This is a genomic window from Mesorhizobium sp. M7A.F.Ca.CA.002.15.2.1, assembly GCF_003998715.1.
GTDB lineage: Bacteria > Pseudomonadota > Alphaproteobacteria > Rhizobiales > Rhizobiaceae > Mesorhizobium > Mesorhizobium ciceri.
Genome location: NZ_RZPI01000241.1, coordinates 1 through 7334, shown reverse-complemented (window position 1 = coordinate 7334; position 7334 = coordinate 1). Strand labels below are relative to the sequence as shown.

The 7334-nt window shown below is 62.0% G+C and carries 10 protein-coding genes and 1 riboswitch; of the genes, 9 read left to right on the top strand and 1 reads right to left on the bottom strand.

Features of this window, described 5'->3' with window-relative positions; translation table 11 throughout:
* The first annotated feature begins 223 nt into the window (after positions 1–223).
* Positions 224–337, top strand: a riboswitch (TPP riboswitch).
* From ENZ74_RS15390 to ENZ74_RS15365, 6 genes are all read left to right on the top strand, one after another.
* On the top strand, positions 328–936 hold the full coding sequence (locus ENZ74_RS15390) for a YkoF family thiamine/hydroxymethylpyrimidine-binding protein (RefSeq protein ID WP_063170276.1): 609 nt from the start codon (positions 328–330) through the stop codon (positions 934–936). Its footprint overlaps the riboswitch before it by 10 nt.
* 92 nt (positions 937–1028) lie before the next feature.
* Positions 1029–1790 (top strand): ABC transporter permease, encoded by a 762-nt coding sequence (locus ENZ74_RS15385; RefSeq protein WP_244514357.1) that lies wholly within the window; start codon positions 1029–1031, stop codon positions 1788–1790.
* Positions 1787–2554 carry an ABC transporter ATP-binding protein gene (locus tag ENZ74_RS15380; protein ID WP_063168554.1) on the top strand — a complete coding sequence of 256 codons (768 nt, stop codon included), beginning with the start codon at positions 1787–1789 and terminating at the stop codon, positions 2552–2554. Before ENZ74_RS15385 ends, ENZ74_RS15380 begins: the two co-directional genes overlap by 4 nt.
* Positions 2547–3569 (top strand): ABC transporter substrate-binding protein, encoded by a 1023-nt coding sequence (locus tag ENZ74_RS15375; RefSeq protein WP_063168553.1) that lies wholly within the window; start codon positions 2547–2549, stop codon positions 3567–3569. The genes ENZ74_RS15380 and ENZ74_RS15375 overlap by 8 nt, the downstream gene beginning before the upstream one ends.
* A 172-nt stretch (positions 3570–3741) precedes the next feature.
* Positions 3742–4437, top strand: coding sequence for an isoprenylcysteine carboxylmethyltransferase family protein (locus ENZ74_RS15370; protein ID WP_024501580.1), 696 nt, complete (start codon positions 3742–3744; stop codon positions 4435–4437).
* A 313-nt stretch (positions 4438–4750) separates the two neighbouring features.
* On the top strand, positions 4751–4948 hold the full coding sequence (locus ENZ74_RS15365; RefSeq protein WP_082826496.1) for a DUF3309 family protein: 198 nt from the start codon (positions 4751–4753) through the stop codon (positions 4946–4948).
* Between the two features lie 282 nt (positions 4949–5230).
* On the opposite strand, the gene ENZ74_RS15360 is transcribed toward ENZ74_RS15365, so the two are convergent.
* Complete coding sequence (locus ENZ74_RS15360) at positions 5231–5488, bottom strand: hypothetical protein (protein WP_013530800.1); 258 nt, start codon at positions 5486–5488, stop codon at positions 5231–5233.
* 84 nt (positions 5489–5572) lie between these two features.
* Between ENZ74_RS15360 and ENZ74_RS15355 the strand changes: the two genes are divergently transcribed.
* From ENZ74_RS15355 to ENZ74_RS15345, 3 genes are all read left to right on the top strand, one after another.
* The gene (locus tag ENZ74_RS15355; protein WP_013530801.1) at positions 5573–5842 is read left to right on the top strand and encodes a DUF982 domain-containing protein; all 270 of its coding nucleotides are present in this window, start codon (positions 5573–5575) and stop codon (positions 5840–5842) included.
* A gap of 229 nt (positions 5843–6071) precedes the next feature.
* Entirely contained in the window at positions 6072–6797 is a 726-nt protein-coding gene (locus ENZ74_RS15350; protein WP_013530802.1) for a GntR family transcriptional regulator, read from the top strand.
* 3 nt (positions 6798–6800) lie between these two features.
* Positions 6801–7334: ADP-ribosylglycohydrolase family protein (locus tag ENZ74_RS15345; RefSeq protein ID WP_206522285.1), on the top strand; the 534-nt coding region annotated here is incomplete at its 3' end.

Genomic DNA, 7334 nt, shown 5'->3' with positions numbered 1-7334 from the left:
AATGGTGAGCGCCGAAGCTGCGAGGATTTTCATGAACATGGTTTGTCTCCATTGTCTGTGAACTCGTCGCGTAGCGACTGGTGGGACAACCTCGCGGCCTGGTGAAGGTTCCCGATAAATTCTCGCGCCGGCAGAGCCAACCGCTCCCGCCCTGGCGCAATGCTTTTGGCGCAGTGCGATAAAAAAAACGGCTTTTCCTTCAACTCGAATGATGCTTTAAGGCGCACATCCACAGGGGTGCTCCGTACGGTCGGGGCTGAGACGGGGGCGGCAAGCCCACAGACCCTAGAAGCTGATCTGGGTAATACCAGCGGAGCGAGGCGGGCGATGTTTTCAGGCGCACAGATTTCCCTATATCCCATGACCGACGATTTCGTCGGTGTCATCCTTGGCGCGCTCGGTGCGCTCGATCCCTGGCGCGACAAACTCAGGATCGAGACCGACGACATCTCGACCTTGCTGATCGGGCCGCCCGAAGTGCTGTTTCCTGCCATGCGCGACCTCTTCGTGGCGGCGGCACGCAGCGGCAAACATTGCGTGTTGTCGGCCACCATCTCGCGCGGCTGCCCTGGCGAGCCGGACGATCCGATCTGCCGCTCCGATGCGTTTGGCGGGCCCGTCGGTCCACTCGGCCCCCGCAAGGACGCGGCCATCGCGGCGGTGCGCAATGCTGCTGCCACCGGCCAGCCGGCGGCGGCGCAGTTCTCGCTCTATGTGATGGGCACAGACGACCACATGGACGAGATCTACGGCTGCATAGACTTTCTCAAGCAGTCCGGCGTCTATGAGCGCTCCAAACATTTCTGCACGAAACTGCGCGGTGATGCCGGTGCGATCTTTTCGGCGCTGGACGAGGCTTTCTGCCGTTTCGGACCAGGCGCTGGCCACGTAACCCTCGACGTCACGGTCTCGGCCAACAGCCCGTCGGCCGTCTGAAGCCGCGCCGCTCTCGCGGCCGTCAAAGGTTATCTCCCGTGGTCTCATCATCAGTCGCTTCGCGCCCGATCGCGAGCTTTCTCGTCAAGGCAATGCCGGCCATGATCTCGGCCGGTTTGCTCCTGCTGGCGTGGGAGCTTTATGCCACCTATTCCGGCATCAGGGCCACGATACTGCCGGCGCCGTCACGCGTCTTCGAGCAAGCGATGCTCAATCGCGAGGCGCTGGCCGACAATGCCGTTCCGACCATCCGTGCCACGCTTCTTGGCTTTGCCTGTTCGCTCAGCGCCGCCTTCGTGCTGTCGATGCTGGTCGACTTCTTCCAGCCGCTGCGGCGTGCGTTGTTTCCCGTCTTCATCGTCAGCCAGACCTTGCCGCTGGTGGCGGTCGCGCCGCTGGTGGTGCTGTGGTTCGGCTTCGGGCTGGCGCCCAAGATCATGCTGGTGGCGCTGGTCACCTTTTTTCCGATGCTGGTTGCATTGGTCGAAGGCTATGAGGCGACCGAGGCCGAGATCGGGCAAATGCTGCGCGCCATGGGGGCAGGGCGCTGGCGCATCTTCCTGCTGGCGCGGCTGCCTTCGGCGCTGCCTTACTTCTTTGCCGGGTTGAGGATCTCCATCACCTATGCGGTGGTCGGCGCCATCTTCGCTGAATATGCCGGTGCCGCGAAGGGTCTGGGCATCTACATGCTCAACGCCAAAAACAATTTCCGTCCTGATCTGGTTCTTGCCGCCGTCGGTGTCAGCGCGGCGCTGACCCTTGTCCTGTTCGGGTTGACCGTGTTGCTGCAGCGCCTTGCCATGCCCTGGGAGCGAGCCGACAGGGAAACTGCCGGGAAGGGGGCCTGGCGATGAGCCGGCTCGAACTGCGGCATGTGCACAAGGCGTTCGGTGGGCTCGACGTGCTGGCCGATATTTCGCTCAGCGTCGGCGCTGGTGAGTTCGTCTCGATCCTTGGACCCTCGGGTGCCGGCAAGTCGACGCTGTTCCAGCTTCTGACCGGCGCCGAGCATGGCGAGGGCGAGATGTTGTTCGACGGCGCGCGGCTCGACGACCACGGCAGGCACTTCGCCTTCATGCCGCAGCGCGACGCGCTGATGCCATGGCGGCGCATCCTCGACAACACGACGCTCGGGCTCGAAGTGCAAGGTATGAGGAGACAGGCGGCGCGGGCGCGCGTTGCGCCGTTGTTTGCCGAATTCGGGCTTGCCGGCTTCGAGCGGCATTTTCCCGCGCAGCTGTCCGGCGGCATGCGCCAGCGCGCGGCCTTGCTGCGCACCGTGGTGCAGGAGCGCGACATGCTCCTGCTCGACGAGCCGTTCGGCGCGCTCGATGCGCTGACCCGCACCGCCATGCAGCGCTGGCTCGAACAGATGTGGCGGCATCATCGCTGGACGGCGCTCTTGATCACCCATGACGTGCGCGAAGCCGTGTTCCTGTCCGACCGCATCTATGTGCTGTCGGCGCGCCCGGCCCGCATCGTGCGTGAAATCAGGGTGCCGTTGCCGCGCCCGCGCAGCCTTGGCGGCGATGCCGCGCGCCAGGCAAGCGCGCTCGAGGCCGAAATCCTCGACATCATCCTCAACCCCAATCCATCCAAAGGACACGATCATGACTGACTTGACGCGCCGGCAGGCCTTGTTGCTGACCCTTGCCACCGGCCTTCCCTTGATTGCCGGGACGGGTCGGGCTCGAGCACAATCGGCGGCACAAAAGGTCACCGTCGCCCTCGACTGGACGGTCAATACCAACCACATCGGACTGTTCGTCGCCCGCGACAAAGGGTTTTATCGCGAAGCCGGGCTCGAGGTCGACATCCTGCCCTACAGCGATACCGGTGCGGGCACGCTGGTCGCAAACCGCGTCGCCGATTTCGGCATCAACGGCACCATCAGCCTGTTCACCCAGAGAACCGCCGGGGCGGATCTGAAGGGCGTCTATGCGGTGGTGCAATCCGAAACAGGCCGCGTGGTCTTCAATGCGGCACGCAACGAGATCAAAAGCCCAAGAAGCCTCGACGGCTTGATCTATGGCGGCTTCGGCAGTGCCTGGGAAAACGCGCTGATATCGACCATCATTCGCCACGACGGCGGCAAGGGCAATTTCGAGACGGTGACGCTCGGCACCTCAGCCTATGAGGCGCTGGCCAATGGGTCGGTCGATTTCACGCTCGAAGTCTCGACCTGGGAGGGTGTCGAAGCCGAACTCAGGGGCGTCAAGCAGCGCAGCTTCGTCTATGCCGATTATGGCGTGCCTGATGAGCACACGACGCTGATCTCTTCGAGCGAAGCCTATCTCCAGGCCAATCCCAAGCCTGCGGCCGACTTCGTTCAGGCGACGCGACGCGGCTACCAGTTCGCTGTCGACCACCCCGACGATGCGGCAACCCTGCTGATCGCTGCAAACAAGGATGCCTTGACCAATCCGGCGCTGATCCACGCCTCGCTGAAGGCATTGATCGACGGCCATTATCTACGCAGCCAAAGCGGGGCCATCGGGACGATGGATCCGGCCAAGATGGAAGCGATTGGCGACTATCTCTTCGCCTCCGGCATTTTGCGCGATTCCGACGGCAAGCTGGTTGCTCGACGTCCGGATTTCGGGAGCTATTTCCGCAACGACTATCTGAGCTAGTCTGGCAAAACCAAATGACATGGGTCGCCAGTCTTTCTTGGCGACCGCGTGGAGCAGGTCGTCTGGAAGTGGCGCCCTGGCTCCCCGACAGCCAGTTTAATACCGATCTGATCTTGTTGATTAACTGCCCGGCAATGGTTGCGTGCAAAGGTCGCCCTGAGGGATCATTGGGGTGTCTGCATTGCTCATATCAAAAAGCGAGGCGCTTTCGCACGTCAGTGACGGCAGGATTCTGTCCGCAGCCCGAAAGCGTGAGATCCTGGTGGATTTGCGGGAAGGTTTCTTTCGGATCTGCGCGCTGGCCTTCGCGGGCATGTTCGTCTACCGCGGCGTGTATCACCTGATGCTCGACCCGACGCGCATCAATGTGGCGCTGGTGGCAATTTCCGAGATCCTGACCTTTACCTGGCTGCTTCTGTCGCGTCGGCCGAAGGTTCGCGACTGGAACCCGCTCACGGTGGTTGTCTCCGTGATCGCCAGCTTCGGTGTCGGTTTCATCGACCTGGAGCCGGGCGTGGCCATCATCCCGGTCCATGTTGCGGCGCCGCTGCAGGCCCTGGCGTTGGGGTTCGTAATCTGGGGAAAGATATCGCTGGGGCGTTCTTTCGCCATTCTGCCGGGCAATCGCGGCGTGATGACAGGCGGTGCCTACCGTCTGGTGCGGCATCCGATCTATGCCGGCTATCTTGCCGGCCATCTCTTGTTCCTGCTGTCGGCCTTTTCCTTCTACAATCTAGCCGTCTACGCGGTGATCACCTTCTTCCAGGTGCACCGCATCCTGCGTGAAGAGGCGCTGCTGGCCGTCACGCCGGAGTATCGGGACTATATGAAGCGCGTCCACTACAGGCTGTTCTACGGCGTCGTTTGACAGGCGCCCCGGCGCGCAGAATCGTTCGGTCTGCAACCACACTGGCAACGTTCGATCGTCAATAGACCTGCGCATTGTTTGTGCAAGCTAATATTGCGACTTTTACTGGCGTTTATTTCAGAAATTTTGAGATATATATACCACACTTCAATTTCAGTATTCTCTCTCTGTGAAGCTGAAACTCACTACCTCGCGTAATTGCTTCTGCAATCGGCTTCTCGCCATCTCCGGCCGATCGGAAAGCCCGCCACGCTGGTGGGCTTTCTGCGGTCCACAGGCGTGCCGGAATTAAATTCTGGTTGCCGTCACCAGGATGGCCGTTTCTGTTGCTGGCGTGACTTCTTCCGCGCGATGCCCGCCACAATCGCGGAACGGTAGGCCTTTGGAGCGCTCGTCTTTTGAACATCGCAGCTGCGAGGTTCAATCCTACGGCGCCGGCTCCTATGGCGGCGGCGGCCTTGGGCTCGTGCTGCTCATCGTCATCGTGCTTGTCGTACTCGGGTGCATCTAGCCGGGTTATCGCCAACTGATCGCAATCTCGTGAGCGCCCCAATGTCGGCGTGCACCGGATTGTGATGCAGGCAAGCCGGCTTGTGATCCTGCACTCTGCAAAACTTTCGTATGGTCATTGCGGTCCACACCCCCCCGTGGAAACAAGAGGAGAGGGTCCCACCCCTTGTCCTCCTCCAAGGCCCGCTCCGGTTCACCGTAGCGGGCTTTTGCTTGCTGGCGAGGCAAAACCGGCTCGCATCAAACCCTATGGGCGAGGCGTTCAGATGCTGGCGCCAGTCGACTACTCCATGTCAGGCACGTCACCGCTGACGAAGAGCGTGTTCGGCGGACCATATTCGCCCAGCGTCGGATCGGCCTCACGGCTCCAGGCGATGACGCCGGAATGCTTTGCCGTCAGAGCCCTGGCGGTGCGTATGGCGCGATCCTCGCTCTGCTGGTCGGCGGGTCCAAAGGCTGGGAACAACTCGCCATCCTCACCGCGATCGAACGCGACCACGACGATCAGCCTGGGATTTTTCTGGCCACTGGAATCGGACATCTTGCACCTTTGGCGCAGAACCTATCACATTGCTCGGGGTTGAAGGCCGCGAATCGATGAATGCCGACTTTGGGGAGTGGCATCGTGCAAGATCAGCGTTTCGATGAGCCGGTCAGGATTGCGCTCGGCCGATCGCGAAACTCGATCTTCAACGTGGAGCGGGTCGCTCAGGCTGCCGACATCCTGCTGAACCGCTGGCCGGTTGCGACCGGGCAAAAGCATATGGTTGCCCGCAAGGCCTGTCTGGCCGTGCTCGAGGGAAAGAAAGAAGTCTCGGCGGCAAGAGCGGCGTTCATCAACGCCGCTATCGAGGCGGACATCCTCGTCGAACCGCGTGAGGTGTCGATCCCGTAGCCTGTCCCTGGTGAAATTGAATCAGGATCTGGCTCCATCCCCTTGATGTATGCCCCTTTTTGGCGATCGCCGACCGGCTTTTCAGGGCTATTGACCTGCCTCTCGGCACGCCCTGCACGGTTATCCCGCACATTTCGCTGCCTGTTGGTCAGTCTTCGGCATCTGTTGACATAGCATCCGGGCCTCGGTATTGAACAGGATTATACAGGTTCATTGAACAGGTACCCTTATGAAGCGGCGCGCGGTTCAACTGTCTCCCGGCACGGGCAAGCCCGAGCAGATCGCCACCGTCCTCGAACATGAGATCCGTTCCGGCGTCCTCGGTTTCGGCGACCGCCTTCAAAGCGAGAACGAACTCGTCCAGCGCTTCTCCGTTAGCCGCAATACGGTCCGCAAAGGCCTCGAGGAACTGTCCAGCCGCGGGCTGATCACGACCAAGGTTGGTATCGGCTCGTTCGTCACCTTCGACGGCAAGCCGGTCGACGACTCGATCGGCTGGTCGCGCGCGCTGGCCGATGCCGGCGCCAATGCCGAGACGCGGACGCTGCGGCTGGAGGTCATCGAAGACCCCGATCTGGCTGCGCTGCTTGGCATCGAAAGCCCGTTCTTCATCGCCGTCGACCGGGTGCGCACCAACGCCAGCGACGGCCATGCGATCTCCATCGAGCGCAGCCGGTTGCCATTGTCCTCCGAGCTCGAGGACGTACCGTTGCGCGGATTGCGCGAGGGCTCGCTGCACCAGACGCTGCGCGTCGCCGGCCTCATTCCCGACCATGGCGAGGAATGGGTCGAGATCGAGATGCTCAATGCCGAGGATGCGGCCATCCTCGGCTGCCCGCAAGGCACGCCTTTCCTGCGTGGCCGCCGGCTGACGCGCGCCGCCGACGACCGGCCGATCGAGTACGTCACCAGCCTGCTCAATCCGGCGCATTTTGCGCTGCATATGAGGTTCTGAGCGATGTCGGATGCGACCAGCAAGGCTATTGACCGCGCCATGGGGGCGCTTGTCGGCGGAGCGCTGGGCGATGCGCTCGGCATGCCGACGCAGCTTTTGTCGCCGGTTCGCATTGCCGAACTCTACGGCCATGTTGAGGATTTCATCGAGCCTTTCCCGGATCATCCGGTGTCGAAGGGATTGGCCGCCGGCACCATCACCGACGATACCGAGCAGGCGTTGCTGCTCGGCCGCATCCTGGTCGAATCCGGCGACCGTTTCGACCACGCGCGCTGGGTCAATGCGCTGCTCGACTGGGAACGCGAGGTTAAGGCGCGTGGCAGCTATGACCTTTTGGGGCCATCGACCAAACGCGCCATCGACGCCATCAACAATGGTATGCCGGCTGAGGAAGCGGGGCGCAGCGGCGACACCAATGGTGCGGCGATGCGTATCGCGCCGGTCGGCATCATGATGCCGCTCGAACCGTTGGAAGGATTCGTCGGCAAGGTGGCTGAGACCTGCCGGGCCACGCACAACACCTCGATTGCCATCGCC

Excerpts from the sequence above, each read along its gene's own strand:
- ENZ74_RS15350 (WP_013530802.1), top strand. The coding sequence starts at position 6,072 with ATGAAGCGGCGCGCGGTTCAACTGTCTCCCGGCACGGGCAAGCCCGAG.
- ENZ74_RS15375 (WP_063168553.1), top strand. The coding sequence starts at position 2,547 with ATGACTGACTTGACGCGCCGGCAGGCCTTGTTGCTGACCCTTGCCACC.
- ENZ74_RS15365 (WP_082826496.1), top strand. The coding sequence starts at position 4,751 with ATGGCCGTTTCTGTTGCTGGCGTGACTTCTTCCGCGCGATGCCCGCCA.
- ENZ74_RS15385 (WP_244514357.1), top strand. The coding sequence starts at position 1,029 with ATGCCGGCCATGATCTCGGCCGGTTTGCTCCTGCTGGCGTGGGAGCTT.
- ENZ74_RS15380 (WP_063168554.1), top strand. The coding sequence starts at position 1,787 with ATGAGCCGGCTCGAACTGCGGCATGTGCACAAGGCGTTCGGTGGGCTC.
- ENZ74_RS15390 (WP_063170276.1), top strand. The coding sequence starts at position 328 with ATGTTTTCAGGCGCACAGATTTCCCTATATCCCATGACCGACGATTTC.
- ENZ74_RS15360 (WP_013530800.1), bottom strand. The coding sequence starts at position 5,488 with ATGTCCGATTCCAGTGGCCAGAAAAATCCCAGGCTGATCGTCGTGGTC.